Raw genomic sequence first — 18,369 nt, forward strand, 5'->3', positions numbered from 1 at the left:
CTCGATATGCACCAACTGCGTGATATTCCCGACGACCTGAATGCCCTGCTGCCCCGTCTGGCGAAACGTGCCCGGCGATTGAGTGACAGCCAGAGTGATGCTGACGATCTGGCACAGGAAGCAACGCTCAGTCTCTGGTCTGCCTTGTTGAAAGGCACCGAGGTCGATGATCTGGAGCGTTATGCCATGACTGTCCTGCGCAACCTCGCGCGCCAGAGGTGGCGTTCAGACAAACCAACCGACCCCTTGGAGGAAGACAGCATGTCTGTTTTGCCCGAAGCGCCCGCGCGCATGGCCTGCGCCGAAATTGCAGCGGCGGTCGGGCGGCTCCCGCAAAATCAGGCTCTGCTGATCCAGATGATTGCAGCGGGTGAAACCAGCCCATCAGCCCTCGCGAAAAATACGGGCCTGCCTTTGGGCACCGTGATGTCTCGGCTGGCAAGAGCACGTGCAAAACTGCGCAAAGAAATGGGTATAAAGCAAAAAACGCCGATCTCGGAACTCTTCTGAAGGGATGATGGTGGCCTAAAGCCCACCCTACGGCGGCAAGCACGCCACGTAGGGTGGGCTTTAGGCCACCTTTGCCAAACGCGCGCAGCAACGGTGCCTCCGATCAGGCGCTGGCAAAATCGGATAACGCTACGAAAAAAGGGGCCCCGAAGGACCCCACTTAGTTTCGCCGTTCAAGCTCAATTTGTTAACCGCTCGGTATTTTTTTGCCTGCGGCCTGAACGTCGTCGGGGGCGAGCGCACCCGCCCCGGATATCAGAGAGGCCAAGGTCCCACCCTGCCCGTCCCCAATTACGTTGGAAATCCAAAGGATTTCCGACGGGCCGGACAAAGTGGAAAACGTCTTCGTTTTCTGCGGAACCCGGCCCCGCTGCTTGTTGAAAGTGGCGTAGTTATCTGCTCACTTCCGTATTCGTCGGGATGCCGATCGGTCTTGGTCGATCGACACCCCTGCGCATCCCTTAAGACGCGTGTCCTTTGCTATGGGTTGGCGCGTCCGGTTTCTCTGATCCGCCAGTCCTCGCTTTCTTTTGCACGTTCAACTGAGGTCGAAGCTCGTTGATCAATAGCGCCTCCGCATCCTTCAGGCCCACAACCGGACGTTTTGGTTGCGAGTGAACAAGAAGTTTGGTGGCACCTTTCCTCTTGGGGCCTTCGAGAACGTCATCCCCCTGCAAGTCTTTCGCATTGCTTATAAAAACCGGATTGAACCCGAAAATGCCTTCTGTGCAGAACAGATAGATGTCATTCTCTCCAGCAGGGTCCGCATCAATCTCATACTCCGCAAAGTCGAACTTTTGACCGGTCGAACTGATATAGATCGGCGGTGAAAGAGAATTGATAGACCGTTCAATCATGTCAGCGCCCTCCTCAGCTGCAGCCACTTGTTCCGCCGCAGGTGTTGCACTTCATGCAAGTCCCGTTGCGCACCAGCGTGTAGTTGCCGCATTCGCCGCAGGCTTCGCCCTCATAGCCTTGCATCTTTGCCTTTGTGCGGGCGTCCATGCTAACCGATCCGCTTGCAACAGCCGTTGTTGTGGCCATCGCAACAGCGATACTGCCGTCAGCCGCTGGAGCAAGACCGTCATAGGCCGTTTCGCCATCGCCAAAGCCCTGGGCGCCGCCCTGCAACACAACCAACTCCTGAGGCATCCGATTGCGCAGATATCCCGTTGAACTGATTTGCTTAAGCACTTCCAAAGACTTAGCCGCAGCGGTTTCAGAGAGCTCGGACACATTGCTGACACCGTCCTCTTCACCCCGGCCCAAATCATCAAAGGTGTGACCCGCAGGGGCAACATGCGCCAGATCCGTGCGATCCAAGTAAGATACCGCCAGCTCCCGGAACACATAGTCGAGGATCGAAGTTGCGTTCTTGATGGTCTCATTGCCTTGCACCATGCCCGCAGGCTCGAATTTGGTGAATGTAAAGGCATCCACGAACTCCTCCAAGGGCACGCCGTATTGCAGACCAACCGACACTGCGATGGCGAAGTTGTTCATCATCGCCCGGAAACCAGCGCCTTCTTTGTGCATATCGATGAAAATCTCACCGATCTTGCCGTCCTCGTATTCGCCGGTGCGCAGGTACACTTTGTGACCGCCGACAATGGCCTTTTGCGTGTACCCCTTGCGGCGCTGTGGCATCTTTTCACGATGAGATTTCACGATCTCCTTGACGATGATCTTCTCAACAATTTTTTCAGCCAGAACGGTTGCCTTTTCGTGAGCGTTGCCGCTTTCGAGCGTCTCTTGGGCTTCCTCATCGTCCTCAACCAGGGCCGCGGCCAAAGGCTGCGAGAGCTTCGAGCCGTCGCGATAAAGCGCATTCGCTTTGACACCCAGCGACCAGCTGAGTTCATAAGCTTTTTGGCAATCCTCGATGGTCGCGTCGTTTGGCATGTTGATCGTTTTGGAGATCGCGCCGGAGATAAACGATTGTGCAGCAGCCATCATGTAGATGTGGCTGTTCACAGACAAGAACCTCTTACCTTTTTTGCCACAAGGGTTGGCGCAGTCAAAGATGCTCAGATGTTCATCCTTGAGGAAGGGAGCCCCCTCCAGCGTCATGGTGCCGCAGACATGATCATTTGCCGCGTCAATGTCTTTCTTGGAGAACCCAAGGTGGCGCAGCAGATCAAAGGTCGGATCGTTCAGTTTTTCAGACGGGATGCCAAGCACTTGCGTGCAGAACTCTTCACCCAGCGTCCATTGGTTGAACACAAACCGGATGTCGAAGGCAGAGGCAAGTGCGCCATCCACCTTGGCCAGTTCATTCGCGCCAAACCCGTGACCCGCAAGCGACGTGTGGTTGATCCCCGGTGCATTTCCGATGGTGCCATGACCGACCGCATAGGAGACGATTTCTTCGATCTGTGCGGAACCATAGCCCAGTTTTTCAAGTGCTGCAGGCACGGATTGGTTGATGATCTTGAAGTAACCACCGCCGGCAAGTTTCTTGAATTTCACCAGCGCGAAGTCCGGCTCGATACCCGTGGTGTCGCAATCCATCACCAGACCGATGGTCCCGGTGGGCGCGATAACGGAAACCTGCGCGTTGCGGTAACCGTGCTTTTCACCCAGTTCCAACGCCTGATCCCAAGTCCCCCGAGCGATCTCGATCAACCGTTGATCGGGGCAGCTGATGTAGTCCAGTGGCACGGGATTGACGGACAACTCTTCGTAGCCACCCACTTTGCCATTCGCCGCACTGCGGTGGTTCCGCATGACCCGCAACATGTGCGCGCTGTTCTTTTCATACCCGGGGAATGGGCCCAGCTCGCCAGCCATTTCGGCAGAGGTTGCATAGGAGACACCGGTCATGATCGCCGTCAGCGCACCACAAAGAGCGCGGCCTTCGGTGCTGTCATAGGAATGCCCCATGTTCATCAGCAAGCCGCCGATGTTGGCATATCCAAGTCCCAAGGTGCGGAATTCGTAAGACCGCTGCGCAATTTCCTTGGAGGGGAACTGCGCCATCATCACCGAGATTTCCAGTGTTACGGTCCACAGACGGGCCGCATGCATGTAATCCTCAACTTGAAATTCACCGTCCTGCAAGAAGGTCAGCAGGTTCATCGACGCAAGGTTACAGGCCGTGTCATCCAGAAACATGTATTCTGAACACGGGTTGGAGCCGCGGATTGCGCCATCCTCTGGGCACGTGTGCCAGTCATTGACCGTGTCATGGTACTGGATGCCCGGATCAGCGCAGGCCCAGGCAGCGTGACCAATTTGCTCCCACAATTCACGCGCCTTGACGGTCTTGGTAACCTCGCCGTTGACGCGGTTGATCAATTCCCAGTCGGCGTCTTTTTCAACAGCTGTCAGGAAGGCGTTGGTCACGCGGATCGAATTGTTGGAGTTTTGCCCGGAGACCGAGTTATAGGCCTCGGAGTCCCAATCCGTATCATAGGTCGGGAATTCAATCGACGTGTGGCCCTGCTTGGCATAATCCAGCACCCGTTTGACGTATGTCTCTGGGATCGAAACCTTTTTCGCCTCGCGGATCGCCTGTTTTAGCGCATCGTTTTTGGCAGGGTCATAGGCGTCATCGACGGCGCCGTCCCATTCTCTGATAGCCGCGAACAGCAGATTCAGCTTCTGTTCGTGCATTTTGGAGCCCGCGACAATGCTCGCGACTTTTTGCTCTTCGATGACCTTCCAGTTGATGAAGTCCTCGATGTCGGGATGATCCGCGTCGACGATGACCATCTTGGCCGCCCGGCGCGTCGTGCCGCCCGATTTGATCGCGCCCGCCGCGCGGTCTCCGATTTTGAGGAAGCCCATCAGGCCAGAGGATTTACCTCCGCCCGACAGGCTTTCCCCGGCGCCGCGCAGGGAGGAGAAGTTAGTTCCCGTTCCGGAGCCGTACTTAAACAGCCGCGCTTCGCGCACCCATAGGTCCATGATGCCGCCGTCGTTTACGAGGTCGTCCGAGACTGACTGGATAAAGCAGGCATGGGGCTGTGGGTGTTCATATGAGGATTTTGATTTGGTCAGCTTGCCAGTCTTGTAATCGACATAGTGGTGGCCTTGGGCCGGACCGTCGATGCCGTACGCCCAATGCAAACCTGTGTTGAACCATTGTGGCGAATTGGGCGCGGCGCGCTGGCTGGCGAGCATGTGGCGCATTTCATCGAAATAGGCGCGGGCATCGGTCTCGGACGTGAAATAGCCTCCCTTCCAGCCCCAATACGCCCAGGCACCGGCCAGACGATCAAACACCTGCTTGGAGGAGGTCTCTCCGCCCATCTCTGCGCCCTCAGCGGGCACCGAGCGCCACAGAAACTCAGGAACGCCCTTTTCTTTTACTTTCTTGGTCGCCGACGGCACGCCCGCCTTGCGGAAATACTTCTGCGCGATCACATCGCTTGCAACCTGGCTCCATGAATTCGGAACTTCCACATCATCGAGACGGAAAACAACCGTACCATCCGGATTGCGAATTTCGGATACGGTCGTCACGAAATCCAGTTCGGCATAAGCGTCTTGGTCGGTTTTGGTGAATTTACGTTCAATTTTCATTTTAGCTGCCTCATCTTCAGCGTCTTCATCCAAGAGCCGACCCTGTCATTGCAGGACGTCTCACTCATACCTCAGGTCAAAAACACAAAGCCTTGGTGTCCGGCTCCGCATATGGGTGCCGTTGGCTTGTCTTACAGCGATGATCTTTATCGTCTGTCTGCCCTTAACCCGCCGATGCACCCCTGTGTGTTTAACCACTACATGTTGTGGCTGCATCGTCGGTCTGCACAACTTGACGTATCTACCCCTCATGGGTCAACGAATTTTTATACTTTTTTTGTGGATTACCAACTTGACGGATTGCGGTTTTTAAGCAGCGCGGCCTCGCCAGCGATTCAACATATTAACACCAGGTTAATATCCACATGTGCAGGTGTTTTGTCCGCAGCAAAGGCAAATAGAAATAAGCCATAATAACAGCAGATTTAGCGCATGCATTTGAAGCACTGCTTGACTTTGTCCACAGGCGACTGCGCCTGGGGGCCCTTCACCACAAAAAAGATCTTTGAACTTCGCAAAGAATTAACCTTAATCACGGCTTGTTACAATTTTGTGTCAGATGTTCCAAAACGCGCCCGACCGTCCTCCCCATATGTAGCGAGTAAATGTGCGTTCTCGCCAAACTAGCACCGCATGTTGTGTTTGGCGGCTTAGCCTCATCGCGCCATATTCGTGGTGCCACGACACTATGATTCCCGCCTGAAAGATTAGTGCAGCGGAGATTACGCAAGACCACTGGACAGAGACGGGACCATCAGGGGCGCCGCAGCCAGCGTCAAGCGACTTTGGAGTTTCGACACCGATGTGCGCATCGCACTCGTCGAGGCATCCGCGCGCGGCCTAGAAACGGCTTTTTATCGCCGGGCGTGATTGAGTTTTCTGATCCCGGCGGAACCGTTAGCGGGTCGCGATGATGCGCTTCTTCTTTTACCGCGTGGCAAAGGCAGGACATTCATCGCTTTTCGTACTATTTACCCGCCGAAAAGCACGGGGCGATCAGTGCGAAACGAAACCGACCCCTGTCGGGTTGAACCTGACCCTTCAGGCCGACAAAGGCGTTGGTAAAACTTTCCCGCCCGAAGAAACCGTGGATAGGCCAACCGAAAACGAACCACCTCATAGGGCTGTCGATCCGAATACATCCCGAGCGAGGACACACTGTTTGGGCTCAGCCTTGGATCCAGCCAAGATCGTCCCCGCTGGCTGAACTGTAGCTGCAATGCACCCCACACAACGAGCCCTAGTCGCAAAACGCTCAATCGATCGCTGAACTTTGTCGGCTGGAACACGCAACCCCACATCGGCATTTCAAACAACACCCGTGATGAAGCCACCAATGCCTCCTGCAGCCACGCATGGCTCAACCGATTTGCTCAAAAGCCAATTGGATTTCGACCTAAAAAGCTTGTTTCGACGCTCTGCCAGACGCCCCAACCGCAGCCTCTGAACACTCCGTTGCCCATTGGTGCAGAGTTCTCAGATATTCCATATGGTTGAAAGTGGTCGGAGCGAGAGGATTCGAACCTCCGACCCCCTGTACCCAAAACAGGTGCGCTACCAGGCTGCGCCACGCTCCGACGAAGCACTCTTTAGACGGGGCGTGGGGATTTGAAAACCCCTAACAAGGCCATTCCGCCGCAAGATTTGAAAATGTTGGGTGGCGCAGCGTTGTACCAGGTGTAATTCCCATCGCTTTCGCAAGACCGCCGTTAATTTCCAGCACATGCGTCAAATCCTCGCCTCCGAGAATCGGTGTTTCATCCAGAGGCTGCGCTGAGTGATGAATTTTCTGCACGCGCCCTGCGGCGTCAATAAAAAGCAAATCGAGCGGAATGAGCGTATTGCGCATCCAGAAAGACAGGAACTGTGGACGCTCATATACAAAAAGCATGCCGGAACTGCTGGGCATGCTTTCACGGTGCATCAGACCCTGCGCGCGTTCTTCCGTATCATCTGCGATCTCAACCGCAAAGCGCGCCTGCCCCCAGTCGCCTCTCAGATAGACCGTGTCGTCACGACACTCTTGCGCCGACACGCCTTGACCCAGAACACACAGGATCAAAGCCGCCCACCGCATCATATGTCAGATGCGTCCAATGCAGCTTCCCATGCAAAGACTTCGGCGGCCATGTGACCGCGTTTTCCTTGGATCACGCGCAACGCCAAAGCTTCCCCCGGTGCAAGATCGGAAAGACCTGATCGGCGCAAGACCTCCATATGCAGGAATATGTCATCGCGCCGCCCAAATACATTGGCGAACCCGAACCCTTTGCCCTTGTCGAACCATTTCACCCGTGCAGGTTCCAATGGTGCTGCGGCGACTGTTTCTGGATCAAGGGCCGCGATATCCGACAGGCCAACGGTCTCACCAGCCTCCGGCGGAGACAGCGCAACAACATGGGTTGCCTGCACACCTCTGTCAGTTTTCTGAACTTCGAGCTCAACCCGTGCGCCGTCTGCAACCGAACTCTGCCCGAAATTGCGCAGCACGTTGACGTGCAGTAAAATATCCGGCCCGCCAGCATCAGATACGACAAAGCCAAATCCTTTTACCGGGTCGAACCACTTAACCAGCCCTGACACGCGGGGAGATATTTCTTCGGTCTCACTCACAAGTAATCTTTCAGTCGTCGTAACATTTTCTAACATACTATCAGATGAATTAACGTTATTCTTCCAAGTTTACACAAAAAATTCAGTCGCCGTCGTCCGGTACAGAGCAAAACGCCCAAGCACAAGCTTCACAGGTCAGTGATAAGAGGGGATATTCCCGCCGGGGTTGAAGATTGCACGTCAAATACCTTACATTTCAATACAAGACGACCTTTGCACATAATAGTGTGCGCACACAAACACTGATTTCACTTCTTTTGTGGACGAAAAGCACCAATCAGGGGTTCAATCTGGAAATCTCCCATGGATCTGCAAGCGCACCACGCTGCCATCGAAACCGATCGTGAAGGCGAAAATCACCATCCGCCCAAAACTCGATTTCCAGCGGTTTGATCCGGAATCCACCCCAAAAAGGTGGACGTTTGGGGTTCGTCCCATGGGTCGCCGTCACCTTGGCCACTTCTGCAAGCAGAGCGTTTCTGCTGGACAGTGGCCGCGATTGCTTTGACGCCCAGGCGCCCAGGCGGCTTTTCAAAGAACGCGAAGCGAAATAGGCATCAGCGGCGTCACCATCTTCCCGGCTCACCAGGCCGCGCACCCGCACCTGACGTCGCAGGCTCTTCCAATGCATCACAAATGCGGCTTTTCCAGCCCCGTCAAGTTCACGTGCCTTGGCGCTTTCGTAATTGGTGTAAAATACAAATGCGTCCGCTTCGATCCCTTTCAGCAAAACCATCCGGACGTTGGGCAGACCCTCTGCATCAACCGTGCTGAGGGCAATCGCGTTGGGATCGTTTGGTTCTGTTTTCTCGGCCTCAGCCAACCAGCTTTGCGCAATCTGGAACGGATTCTCACCGGCGAATTTACCGTCTCGTTTGTCCATTGGGTCCTCACTTTAATTGGGTTCACCAATTGGCGGAAGTCTTCAAAAGGTCAAGTCCTGCGTGGGTCAACCACCAACCAGTCTTGATGGGACTTGCGCAATCGCCTAAAGGTCTGACAGATGCAAAACACCAAAAGCAATCCGAGGGACCTACATGGGAAATGATCTTCTGGCAGGCAAACGCGGCCTCATCATGGGCCTTGCCAATGACAAATCAATTGCCTGGGGGATTGCCAAAACCTGCGCGGACGCAGGGGCTGAGCTTGCTTTTTCATATCAAGGCGATGCTTTGAAAAAACGCGTCGGCCCCCTGGCTGCGCAATTGGGCAGCGACATTGTTCTGCCCTGCGATGTGGGCGACGAAGCCTCGCTGGATGCCCTGTTTGACAGCCTCAAGGATCACTGGGACAGGCTGGATTTTGTGGTGCATGCCATCGGGTTTTCGGACAAAAACGAACTGCGCGGGCGATATGTGGACACCAGCCGCGGCAATTTTGCCCTGTCGATGGACATTTCGGTTTATTCCTTCACGGCCGTAGTGCAGCGCGCCGAAAAGATGATGCCTCAAGGCGGATCATGCCTGACGCTCACCTATTACGGCGCGGAGAAAGTCATGCCCCATTATAATGTGATGGGCGTGGCCAAGGCCGCACTGGAAGCGTCGGTGCAATATCTGGCCGAAGATCTGGGCAAGGACGGCATCCGCGTGAACGCGATTTCTGCCGGTCCGATCAAAACATTGGCCGCGTCAGGCATTGGTGACTTCCGTTATATCATGAAGTGGAACGAGTATAATTCTCCCCTGCGCCGCAATGTGACCACCGAGGATGTCGGCAAGGCGGCTTTGTTCCTGCTGTCTGATCTGGGCTCCGGGACGACCGGGGAAAACCTGCATGTGGATGCAGGATACCACGTGGTCGGCATGAAGGCTGTAGATGCGCCAGACATGAGCAAGGGTTGAACCATTGAGTCTTGAAAGCCTTTTTGCCTTTAACCTCGTATTGCTCGCCGCATTGGCAAGTCCGGGTCCGGCGATGCTCTATTGTATCAGGACATCGGTCAGCGCCGGGCGGGTCGCGGGGCTTGCAGCGGGCCTTGGTCTGGCCACGGCTGCATCTCTCTGGTCGCTGTCAGCGCTCTTGGGGCTGGATGCGCTTTTTCGAGTATTTCCCTGGACATACACACTTCTGAAAACGGTTGGTGCTCTTTATCTGATCTGGCTAGCGGTACAGACTTGGCGTCACGCGCGCGATCCGGTCGGGGCCTCTGATCGGCCTGCACGGCGCGCGTTTTTGGCGGGGCTCCTGATCAATGCGGGCAATCCCAAATCCATGCTCTTCGCCGCCGCTGTGATCGTTGTGGTTTTTCCGACCGGGCTGACGATGGCGGAAATATCTCTGATCGTCACAAACCATTTTGCTTTGGAAGTTCTGTTCTACGGGCTTTTCGCAGCCCTGTTGTCCAGTACTCCAGCACGGCGCGGATATATGAGCGCCAAACCCATTCTGGACCGCATAACCGCAACACTGCTGGGGGCTTTGGGATTGCGCCTGCTGACTGAAAGGTAAAGAAATGAGCAAAGATTCAAGCCGTCTGCCCCATGAGAAGGGCTTTCACATCAGTTGGGACCAGATCCATCGCGATAGTCGTGCCTTGGCCTGGCGTCTGGATGGGCAAGGTCCGGACGGTGGCGCATGGCGCGCAGTGGTGGCAATCACACGCGGCGGTATGGCCCCAGCCATGATTGCCGCGCGCGAATTGGACATTCGCACGGTCGATACGATTTCGATAAAGTCCTATGACCATCAAAAACAATCCGAAGCCAAGATGCTGAAAGCGCCGGACAAGACGCTTATGGGAGATGGCACTGGCATCCTGATCATCGATGATCTGGTGGACAGCGGCAAGACACTTGAAGTCGTGCGCGCGATGTACCCCAAGGCCCATTTTGCCACGGTCTATGCCAAGCCTTCGGGCCGCCCGCAGGTAGATACATTTATCACCGAGGTCAGTCAGGACACATGGATCTTTTTCCCATGGGATATGGCGTTGCAATATGTTGAGCCTTATCGCGGCACTGATTGAACCGCGCAAAAACTGAATGCCTCCGTCGAGAGTATTTGAGGCCAAAAGAACCCGATCCGCAAAAGACATCCGCACCCGTTGAACGGGATGCCGCCAGACTGGAGCGACATGATGACGATTTCGAGAACCGCCGCAACTTTTGCGCCGCCAGTCATGGAGGCACGACGCTGGTTGGACGGGATTGATTTTCCCACCGATCGACCGCTGATAAACGTCAGTCAGGCCGCCCCTGTTGACCCTCCGCCCGACTCTCTGAGACAGGTTATGGCAGATGTGGCGCTGAGCCGTGATGATGCGCATCTATACGGGCCGGTGCTGGGCTTGCCTGATTTGCGCACCGAACTCGCGCGGCAAACCAGCCGGATCTATGGCGGCGATGTCGATACCGCCCAAGTAGCGATTACCTCCGGGTGCAATCAGGCTTTTGCTGCGGCCGTTGCGACGCTTTGTGCTGAGGGCGACGAAATCATTCTGCCAACGCCGTGGTATTTCAACCATAAAATGTGGCTCGATATGTCTGGTGTTAACGCTGTTCCGCTGAAAACCGATGCCGCCCTTATGCCCGATCCGGAAGTCGCACAGGGCCTGATCACGCCACGCACCCGCGCCATTGCGCTGGTGTCACCCAATAATCCGGCAGGTGTTGAATACCCCGGAGAGCTTCTGCAGGCGTTCCTCGAACTGGCGCGCCGCAACGGCATCGCACTGATCCTTGATGAAACCTATCGCGATTTTCACAGTCAGATGGGTGCACCACATGGACTATTTGAAGATCCGGATTGGGACGACACACTGATCCACCTCTATTCCTTTTCCAAAGCATACCGACTGACCGGGCATCGGGTCGGTGCCATCGTCACCTCGCCCGCACGCTTGTCAGAGGTTGAGAAATTTCTCGATACTGTCGCCATTTGCCCCGGCCAGATCGGCCAGCACGCCGCCCTCTGGGGGATGCAAAACCTTGCTCAATGGCTGGCCGGAGAACGCGACGAAATTCTGGCACGTCGCAAAGCGATTGAGTCTGGGTTTCACAAATTGGAAACCCAAGGTTGGACCCTTCTCGGATCCGGAGCCTATTTCGCCTATATGGCGCATCCCTTTGAGATAAGTTCCGCCCAACTGGCCCCAAAACTCGTACGAGATCAAAGCATCCTGTGCCTGCCCGGCACGATGTTTTGCCCTGACGCCGATGCGGATGGTGCGCGACAGTTGCGCATTGCTTTTGCCAACCTTGATAAAGACGGTATTGGCGTGCTGTTTGACCGGTTGAACACAATGCGCCCGCGCGGCTGAGACCCCTTGCCCCCCGGCCCCCGGACGCTTAGACAGAGCGTCAAATCGTGACAAATGCGCCGCGCGCAAAGGGTGAACATGGCCAAAGGCTCCTCAAGCATTTCGAAAACCGCCGTCTGGATTCTGATGGGTCTGTTGATCCTGGGTCTGGGAGGGTTTGGCGCCACCAGCCTGTCGGGCAACATCCGTACCATCGGGACCGTTGGCGACATGCCTGTGTCGGTGGACAGCTATGCGCGCCAGTTGCAACAGGAAATGCAGGCGGTCCAGCAACAGACAGGCCAACCTTTGCCCTTTGCGCAGGCACAACAAATCGGGCTCGACCGCGCGGTGCTTCAACGGGTGATCGCAACGCGCGCGCTGGATCATGAAGCCGCCCAGATGGGCCTGTCGATCGGAGATGCGACCCTGCGCGACCGGATTCTTGAAATATCCGCTTTTCGCGGCGTGGACGGGACCTTTGATCGCGACGGATATCGCTTTGCGTTGGAACAAAACGGCGTGACCGAGGCGCAGTTCGAAACACAGCTGCGCGAAGAAGTGTCCCGCACCTTGATCCAGGGAGCGATCCTGAACGGTGTCGTCATGCCTGATGCCTATGTGGAAACACTGGTGAACTTCGTCGGGGAGCAGCGCAGTTTCACATGGACCCGTCTGGGAGAGGCGGATTTGGCGACCCCCATTCCAGTTGCCGACGATGTCACCTTGCGTACGCATTATGACGCGAATATCGACGCTTTCATGCTGCCTGAGACCAAGCAGATCACCTATGCGATCCTGAGCCCGGATTCGTTGATTGACGAGGTCGAGATCGCCGAGGCTGAACTGCGCGAAGCTTATGATCAGCGCAGCGCTGAATTTGACCAGCCCGAACGTCGGCTTGTGGAACGTCTCGCCTATCTGGATGAGACAGGCGCGAATGATGCCAAGGCCGCTCTTGAGGTCGGAAACAGTTTCGAAGGTCTGGTAGAGGCGCGCGGCCTGACGCTTGCGGATATTGATCTGGGGGATGTGACTGAGGCAGAACTCGCCGACGCCGGTGCTGAGGTGTTTGCGGCGGAAGTTGGCGCAATTGTGGGTCCGCTTCCGAGCTCTTTGGGACCTGCCCTTTATCGCGTAAATGCGGTTCTTCCTGCTCAGTTTGTACCATTTGAAGACGCGCAATCCATCCTGCGTCCAGAGCTCGCGGCAGATCGCGCGCGCCGGCTGGTTGAGGCACAGGCGGAAAATCTGGACGATCTTCTGGCGGGCGGCGCCACGCTCGAAGAATTGGCAACGGACAGCGACATGATTTTGGGCAGCATTGACTGGACCCTTGAAAGCACAGATGGCATTGCAGCTTACGAAGCATTCCGGCGCGCAGCCAACGCGGTCACGGTAGAGGACTTCCCGGAGATTGAGCAAGTGGAAGACGGCGGGTTGTTTGCCCTGCGTCTGGACGCGGTTTTGCCGCCCCGCCCGGCCCCGTTCGAACAGGCACGTGCAGACGTCTTGACCCATTGGCAAGCCGGCGAGATCGAGGCCAGCCTGACGGCTCAAATTGAAACGCAATTACCGCAACTGCGCGAAGGTGCGGAGTTTGCGACACTGGGCCTGGATGCCGTGCGCGAAGAAAACCTGTTACGCAGTAGCTTTGTAGGCGGCACACCGACCGGTTTCATGTCGGATGTTTTTGATATGGATGTCGGAGATGTCGCTGTAATGCAGGACGACGCCGCCATTGTGATCGTACGTCTGGATGAAATTGCCGCACCTGAAGAGAACGAGGATACCGCGACCCTGCGCATGCAGTTGGAACAGCAGGCGGGTCAGGCTCTTGCGCAGGACGTCTATGAAATCTTTTCAAATGATGTGACCCTGCGTGCCAACCCGCAAATCAATCCGCAGGCCTTGCAGGCGGTCCATGTGAATTTCCCCTGATCTATGGCACTAATCCCAGAGTTTAAGGCCTTTGAGACCGCCTACGCAGCAGGGCGTAATCAAATTGTCTACACGCGGCTGGCCGCGGATCTGGACACGCCTGTTTCCTTGATGCTCAAGCTGACCGGGGCAAAAAAAGACGCCTTTGTTCTGGAATCGGTGACGGGCGGCGAAGTGCGCGGACGCTATTCGATCATCGGTATGAAACCAGATCTGATCTGGCGGTGTCACGGGACGCAGAGCGAAATCAACCGCGCTGCGCGCTATGACGCGGAAGCGTTTACCCCGCAGGACGGCAATCCGCTGGATGGGCTGCGCACGCTTCTGAGCGAAAGCAAAATTGATCTGCCCGATGACTTGCCACAGGCGGCAGCGGGGCTTTTCGGCTATCTTGGCTATGACATGGTGCGGCTGGTGGAACATCTGCCAGACATTAACCCGGACCCGCTGGGCTTGCCGGATGCTGTGATGATGCGCCCTTCCGTGGTGGCTGTGTTGGACGGTGTGAAGGGCGAGGTGACCGTCGTCTCTCCCGCTTGGGTCTCAGATGGGCAATCCGCCCGCGCGGCCTATGCGCAGGCCGCCGAACGCGTCATGGATGCAGTCCGAGATCTCGAACGCGCCATGCCCGTTGCGACCCGTGACCTTGGTGAGGCGGACACGCCCGGCGATCCGATTAGTAATTTCACCCATGACGGGTATAAATCAGCCGTCGAAAAAGCGCGCGATTATATCCGCGCCGGTGATATCTTTCAGGTGGTGCCTGCACAGCGCTGGACGCAGGATTTCAAGCAGGATCCCTTTGCGCTCTATCGCAGCCTGCGGCGTACAAATCCTTCGCCCTTCATGTTTTATTTCAACTTCGGCGGCTTTCAGGTGATCGGTGCCAGCCCCGAAATTCTGGTGCGTGTCTTTGGCAAAGAGGTCACCATTCGACCAATCGCCGGAACGCGCCCGCGCGGCGCCACGCCTGAAGAAGACAACGCCTTGGAAGCCGATCTGCTGGCCGATCAAAAAGAGCTCGCCGAACACTTGATGCTTTTGGATCTGGGCCGCAATGATGTGGGTCGTGTTGCCAAGATTGGCACCGTTCGCCCCACCGAAGAATTCATCGTCGAGCGCTATAGCCATGTGATGCACATCGTATCCAACGTGGTGGGCGAATTGCACGACGACAAGGACGCGCTGGACGCGTTTTTCGCTGGTATGCCTGCGGGCACAGTATCCGGCGCGCCCAAGGTGCGTGCGATGGAGATCATCGACGAGTTGGAACCTGAAAAACGCGGTGTCTACGGGGGCGGCGTTGGCTATTTCAGCGCGGGCGGCGATATGGATATGTGCATCGCGCTGCGCACCGCCGTGGTGCAGGATCAAAAGCTTTACATTCAGGCCGGGGGGGGCGTCGTCTATGACAGCGACCCGGAGGCCGAGTTTCAGGAAACCGTGCATAAATCCAACGCGATAAGGCGCGCAGCAGCCGATGCCGCGCGGTTCTCAGGCGAGGGCAACACCTGATCCATGCCCAATGCGCCCTTTGAGATTGCCGGAAAAAGGATCGCGCGGGGCAGCAGCGAGACCGTGCACTTGCCGGTTTCAACAATGCCGGATCATACGCCGGTCAACCTGTCGGTGCAGGTGCATCATGGCAAACGTATTGGGCCAACGCTCTTTGTATCGGCGGCGGTGCATGGCGACGAGGTGATCGGTGTGGAGATCGTCAGGCGTCTGTTGCGCGCTCCCCAGCTTCGCTCGTTGCGCGGGACTCTGCTGGTTGTGCCTGTGGTGAACTCATTCGGGTTTTTGAACCGTTCTCGATACCTGCCGGACCGACGCGATCTCAATCGTTGTTTTCCCGGCCATCCCTCGGGCTCGCTGGGCTCCCGTTTGGCCCATATTTTTCTCAACGAGGTGGTACTGCGCTGCGATGTTGGGATTGATTTGCATTCCGCGGCCATCCACCGCACCAACCTGCCGCAGATCCGGGTGTCTCCTCGTGATGAGGCCACGCAGAAAATGGCTGCGGCTTTTGGCGCACCGGTGGTTTTGACGTCGCCGCTACGCGAGGGATCGCTGCGTGCTGAGGCGGCTGAGCGCGGCACGCCAGTCCTGCTTTATGAAGCGGGCGAAGGTCTTCGCTTTGATGAAATGGCAGTGCGCGCAGGCGTCATGGGCATCCTTCGGGTCATGCGCGGCCTCGGCATGGTGGCAGCCAAGGGCGTCGCCAGAGCCAAGGTTGAACCCTATTACTGCAAATCCTCCACGTGGCTGCGCGCACCCGCCGGTGGATTGCTGCGCACATTCCGTGCAGAAGGCGAAACGGTGGAAACGGGAGATGTGCTGGCAACAGTATCCGATCCATTTGGTGGCAAGGAAACGGACTTGCTGGCCCCCTCACCGGGAATTTTGATCGGCCGCGCCATTCTGCCTGTGGTCAATGAGGGGGATGCGGTTTTCCATCTGGCCGCCCTGAACCCGCGTGTCTCGGAAGACACCGTCGAAGATCTGGCAACTCAGTTGGAAACTGATCCGCTTTTTGACGAAGACGAGATCATCTGACCGCTTGTCGGGGATGTATTTGCAAATTGCGCTATTGGCTTTGCAAAGCCGCAGAGACAGGCACCAGCGCCACGGTTTTGGCCCGGTCTTGCAAACCCCAGATCAAGAGCGCAGAAATCGTGTCTTCACGCAGACGGCCCAGCATGATCACGCCGCCCTCGCGCCCTGCTTTGAATGCAGCCTGATCGAGAAACCGTCGAATGACCGTGGGCGTTTGTTCAGCGCTGTCAAAGTCGCGAAAGACAACCGCTGAGGGAACCCCTGATTTCGCGGCCAGCTTCTGCACAGTATTCAAGCCCTGGTTCTGCGTTACAAAGCCATGTCCGGTCTGCGCCAATATCTCGGTCACCTGTTCCGCCGCATCGCGCGTGCCTTGCAGGCCTTCGCCAACGCCCTCCAAGACGCCCACCGCTTCGGGGACCATCTCAAGAGCTGCGGCGAGCGTGACTTCGGCATCGCGCGCCGTCGCACCGCTGGGTAAATCAATCAGAGCCAGCACCTCGAAACCTTCGGCACGATATGCAGCCATGCGGTCCTGCGCGTCGGGCAGGTTCGTGTCCACCGCGAAACTGATCGGATAAGGAAAGCTGCGCAATGCAGGTAATCCTATGGTATCGCGCGACAAATTCACCCCTTCATCCATAAGAACAATCGCCATCACCGGTTTGTCGCCTGTATTGTCAAACGCGGCTGCAAACTTCTCAACCGGGCGCAGGGCGCGCGCAGCACCTTCATTTGTCTGACCCGCCTCCGATATCTCGCCCGTTGCGTCGCCATCGGCATCTCCCGCGAGCGTTGGCAATCTGTTCACTTCGACTTCTGGCGCGAGGTTCCCAACCGTGCCTTCGGATCCCTTGAGCGCCAGCATCTGATCCTCTGGCAACGGGTCTGATTGTGGTTGCGGTGCAGGCTCCGCATCAAAAGGCCCCGAACCGATCTGCGGCACAGGCGCTGTTCCAATGACGGGCGAGACGGTGATCTCTTCTGAAACCGGGGAGTCGGGTGACGTGACAGGTGACATTGAGGGTTGCGATTGTTGCGCCTGCGCTGTTTCAGCCTCAGGGCCCGGTGTCTCAAACGCCTGCGTTTCGGACGGCACGGCGGGCGCTTTGGGTTGATCCGGGTCTTGAGAGATCGATGTGGAAACACCGGGCGCTGATTCCGGCGCTTCGGCCTCGCTGACATCGCCAAACGCGCTTTCATCCCCGCTTGGGGGCACCGGTTGTACCGGGTCGACGCTCAAGGCAATTTCGGAGTTGGCAGATGGCGTGGCAGGCTGCGCGGGATCGGTTGAAACCGTCACGGAAGGCTCCACGCTCGGGGCTTGCAGACCTGTCGTTCGTTCCGCTGGAACAACTGGCGTCTCACCTGTCGTTGTATCAATGTCGGGCGTTGCAGTTTCCACATCAGGATCAGCCAAATCAGACGCCGCACCCGTTTCGGGCTGCGCAGCGGGCGCCATCACAGCCTCAGGAACAGCCGCCAGAGTATCGGGTTGTGGTGCCGGTATCGGTTGGCCCGTCACAGGGACAGGCTTTTCAGCATCGGGCGTTGTTTCCTGATCCTGTGACGCAATATCGGGCTCCGATAAGGGTTCTGTCTGATCGGTTGACGGCACAGCCTCATCTACTGCAGCCGTCGCCTCTTGCTCCTGCGGAACAATAGCGGCTTCAGGTGCTGCCAGCGTGACATCCGCCGTCTGCGAACGATCTGCAAATGTGGATACGACGCCCAATACACAAATACTGACCGCGCTGCCCCAAACAGCTCCTTTCAGAAAACCACGTGCCACGATGCCCTCACCTCATTCCGCCCCTGATCCGCTTTGACGTTGCGCGTTTCAGGACTGTCTATCCCGGTCATGCCCTGACCTTTTGCACGTGTTTGCGCCCCTTGACGCAGCCTTGCAAGCCTGAACATGTATGCAACACATATACCGTGCTAGAGCCTTCCTGCTCCAGCCCCGAATTCGAAGTAATGGA

General features: G+C 56.7%; 14 protein-coding genes and 1 tRNA gene. 8 read left to right on the plus strand and 7 right to left on the minus strand.

Going from position 1 to position 18,369, the window contains the following annotated elements:
• The first annotated feature begins 6 nt into the window (after positions 1-6).
• Positions 7-510 (plus strand): RNA polymerase sigma factor, encoded by a 504-nt coding sequence (locus R8G34_04785; protein MDW3222192.1) that lies wholly within the window; start codon positions 7-9, stop codon positions 508-510.
• Positions 511-971: 461 nt separating this feature from the next.
• Here the strand turns inward: R8G34_04785 and R8G34_04790 are convergent, their stop codons facing one another.
• From R8G34_04790 to pdxH, 6 genes are all read right to left on the minus strand, one after another.
• The gene (locus tag R8G34_04790; protein ID MDW3222193.1) at positions 972-1,367 is read right to left on the minus strand and encodes a hypothetical protein; all 396 of its coding nucleotides are present in this window, start codon (positions 1,365-1,367) and stop codon (positions 972-974) included.
• 13 nt (positions 1,368-1,380) lie between these two features.
• Positions 1,381-5,037: a vitamin B12-dependent ribonucleotide reductase gene (locus tag R8G34_04795; protein ID MDW3222194.1), complete on the minus strand. Its 3,657-nt coding sequence runs from the start codon at positions 5,035-5,037 to the stop codon at positions 1,381-1,383.
• A 1,500-nt stretch (positions 5,038-6,537) separates the two neighbouring features.
• Positions 6,538-6,614 (minus strand) — tRNA-Pro (locus R8G34_04800).
• A gap of 41 nt (positions 6,615-6,655) precedes the next feature.
• Complete coding sequence (locus R8G34_04805; GenBank protein ID MDW3222195.1) at positions 6,656-7,117, minus strand: DUF192 domain-containing protein; 462 nt, start codon at positions 7,115-7,117, stop codon at positions 6,656-6,658.
• Positions 7,114-7,650 (minus strand): cold shock domain-containing protein, encoded by a 537-nt coding sequence (locus R8G34_04810; GenBank protein ID MDW3222196.1) that lies wholly within the window; start codon positions 7,648-7,650, stop codon positions 7,114-7,116. The genes R8G34_04805 and R8G34_04810 overlap by 4 nt, the downstream gene beginning before the upstream one ends.
• Before the next feature lie 277 nt (positions 7,651-7,927).
• The gene (gene pdxH / locus R8G34_04815) at positions 7,928-8,533 is read right to left on the minus strand and encodes a pyridoxamine 5'-phosphate oxidase (GenBank protein ID MDW3222197.1); all 606 of its coding nucleotides are present in this window, start codon (positions 8,531-8,533) and stop codon (positions 7,928-7,930) included.
• Positions 8,534-8,687: 154 nt separating this feature from the next.
• Between pdxH and fabI the strand changes: the two genes are divergently transcribed.
• The 7 genes from fabI to R8G34_04850 all read left to right on the plus strand — a co-directional run bounded on the left by fabI (position 8,688) and on the right by R8G34_04850 (position 16,387).
• Complete coding sequence (fabI, locus tag R8G34_04820; protein MDW3222198.1) at positions 8,688-9,494, plus strand: enoyl-ACP reductase FabI; 807 nt, start codon at positions 8,688-8,690, stop codon at positions 9,492-9,494.
• A gap of 4 nt (positions 9,495-9,498) precedes the next feature.
• Positions 9,499-10,101 (plus strand): LysE family translocator, encoded by a 603-nt coding sequence (locus R8G34_04825; GenBank protein MDW3222199.1) that lies wholly within the window; start codon positions 9,499-9,501, stop codon positions 10,099-10,101.
• A gap of 4 nt (positions 10,102-10,105) precedes the next feature.
• Positions 10,106-10,618 (plus strand): xanthine phosphoribosyltransferase, encoded by a 513-nt coding sequence (gene gpt / locus R8G34_04830; protein MDW3222200.1) that lies wholly within the window; start codon positions 10,106-10,108, stop codon positions 10,616-10,618.
• Between the two features lie 111 nt (positions 10,619-10,729).
• Positions 10,730-11,911 (plus strand): aminotransferase, encoded by a 1,182-nt coding sequence (locus R8G34_04835; protein ID MDW3222201.1) that lies wholly within the window; start codon positions 10,730-10,732, stop codon positions 11,909-11,911.
• Between the two features lie 78 nt (positions 11,912-11,989).
• A complete protein-coding gene (locus R8G34_04840; protein ID MDW3222202.1) occupies positions 11,990-13,831 on the plus strand; it encodes a SurA N-terminal domain-containing protein in 1,842 nt (613 codons plus the stop codon).
• A 3-nt stretch (positions 13,832-13,834) separates the two neighbouring features.
• Entirely contained in the window at positions 13,835-15,346 is a 1,512-nt protein-coding gene (gene trpE, locus R8G34_04845; protein MDW3222203.1) for an anthranilate synthase component I, read from the plus strand.
• A 3-nt stretch (positions 15,347-15,349) separates the two neighbouring features.
• Positions 15,350-16,387, plus strand: coding sequence for a succinylglutamate desuccinylase/aspartoacylase family protein (locus R8G34_04850; protein MDW3222204.1), 1,038 nt, complete (start codon positions 15,350-15,352; stop codon positions 16,385-16,387).
• 31 nt (positions 16,388-16,418) lie between these two features.
• Here R8G34_04850 and R8G34_04855 read toward each other — a convergent pair whose 3' ends face one another.
• Positions 16,419-18,179 carry a divergent polysaccharide deacetylase family protein gene (locus R8G34_04855; GenBank protein ID MDW3222205.1) on the minus strand — a complete coding sequence of 587 codons (1,761 nt, stop codon included), beginning with the start codon at positions 18,177-18,179 and terminating at the stop codon, positions 16,419-16,421.
• Between the last annotated feature and the right edge of the window lie 190 nt (positions 18,180-18,369).

The sequence above is a fragment of the Paracoccaceae bacterium genome (assembly GCA_033344815.1).
Taxonomy (GTDB): Bacteria; Pseudomonadota; Alphaproteobacteria; order Rhodobacterales; family Rhodobacteraceae; genus Roseobacter.